Origin of the sequence: Helicobacter sp. 16-1353, from assembly GCF_003288815.1 — a bacterium.
Lineage (GTDB): Bacteria > Campylobacterota > Campylobacteria > Campylobacterales > Helicobacteraceae > NHYM01.
Genome location: NZ_NHYM01000023.1, coordinates 1 through 1,838, shown reverse-complemented (window position 1 = coordinate 1,838; position 1,838 = coordinate 1). Strand labels below are relative to the sequence as shown.

Below are 1,838 nucleotides of genomic sequence, written 5' to 3'. Positions count from 1 at the left end.
GCCATTTTTAATACTCAACAACTTAACTGCTGAAATGATGTCTAAAATTATCAAAAAGTTTATGATATGGTAAACCATAAAGATCAAAAACACTCTCAATTCTTTTAAAAGCCATGATTTCATAATAAGCCAAAATGTGCTTTGGGATTACAAAAAAAACAGATACAATAACGATTAAAAATTTAAAAGCACAAACATCGTGATATACATGCTTAAATTAAGCCTAATTGGGGCTTTATATAGATTCTTGCAACCAAATAATGTATAATTATTTATTAATAAATTATAGAAAGGAAACAATATGAATTCCTGTAAAATACATTTTTTAAATGTTGATAATGGTGATTGCACTATTATAGAGCATGAGACAGGCAGAATAAGTGTCATTGATATTTGTAGTGGAAACAATGATAAGTTGCAAGCGACATTAGAAGCAAACTTCAACAATCAAGCAAATCCAACAGATCCCATAGAATACTTAAAGGGATTGGTTAAATCGAAATCTATTTTTAGGTTTATTTTACACATCCTGATATGGACCATATGGACGGCATTAAAAGGCTATTCGAGACATTTAGTGTTATAAATTTTTGGGATACAGACAATAAAAAGAAAATTGATAATAATCAATTTAGTGAATCACAATATAAGCAAAACGATTGGAATTTTTATCAAAGTAAAAGAAATAGCGATGAAAAACCAAAATCTTTAAAATTATATCAAAGACATACGGGTGATTTTTGGACAAAAGATGGACTAAATATTATATCTCCAACTAAAGAATTGATTAAAAATATACAAAGTAACAAAGAACCAAATTGGAATGAAGTTTCTTATGTTATTTTACACGAAGTATTTAGAAGAAAAATTTTATATTGTGGAGATAGCGGAAATTTAGCATGGGAAGAAATTATGAAAAATGATGAAATCGCACAAGATTTAGAAAATATTGATATTTTATTTGCACCGCATCATGGCAGAAAAACGGGCGGAGATGATAAAAATACATATATAGACACAATAAGTCCTAAGTTAGTAATTTTTGGCAATACAGATTCATCTAAACATAAAAACTATGCACCATTTAACAACAGACAAATTCCTATTTTAACAAATAATGAGGCTGGTGATATTATAATTACAATAAAAGAAAATTCAGAAATAAACATTCAAATAACAAATAATGACTGGGAAAGTTTAATTGCATCAAAAAATACTACTTGGAAAACAAAATTAGCCGATTGTAAAATTGTTTTAATATGACTAGCTTAAAACTATTTGGCTCATATAATATCTGTGCGAGATTTGCACCGGGGTTTTTGTTTTTGCTTTGTGCGTATTTATTAAAGGGATGTGATATTGCAAATTTGGATACAAATAGCATTCTTTATATATCTATTGTTGTTATTTTATCGGCTGTGCTTGGGTTTATATCAAGTTCAATTATTAAGATTTTAGAAAGATGTATATGGAAATGTTGCGGCAATCCTATGATATCTCATTTGAAAAAATACAATAATGAACTTTATGAAAATCTTTTAGAAGAATATAAAACGGACGAGAATATAAAAATACAAATTCTAAAAAACACACGCGATGATTCTAAATTATTTTGGAAAAATGTATCATATGGCTTTTTTAGAAATTCTATTTTGCTATCTGTGATGTGTTTATATTTTTCATATTTTACAAATTATTTCTGTCATAATTTAATAGTTTGTTTATTTGTAATATTTATGACATATATCTCTAGTGATTATTATGCCGAGCAAGCTATTGAAAGCTATAGGGAGAAAACATCGAAGTGCTAAAAATATATAGCAGTGAAAATAAATCTT

General features: G+C 27.2%; 2 protein-coding genes. Both read left to right on the top strand.

What is annotated here, in order from left to right:
• Positions 1–543: 543 nt before the first annotated feature.
• Positions 544–1,263 carry a hypothetical protein gene (locus CCY99_RS09270; protein WP_112061137.1) on the top strand — a complete coding sequence of 240 codons (720 nt, stop codon included), beginning with the start codon at positions 544–546 and terminating at the stop codon, positions 1,261–1,263.
• A complete protein-coding gene (locus tag CCY99_RS09265; protein WP_112061136.1) occupies positions 1,260–1,811 on the top strand; it encodes a hypothetical protein in 552 nt (183 codons plus the stop codon). Before CCY99_RS09270 ends, CCY99_RS09265 begins: the two co-directional genes overlap by 4 nt.
• Positions 1,812–1,838: the final 27 nt, after the last annotated feature.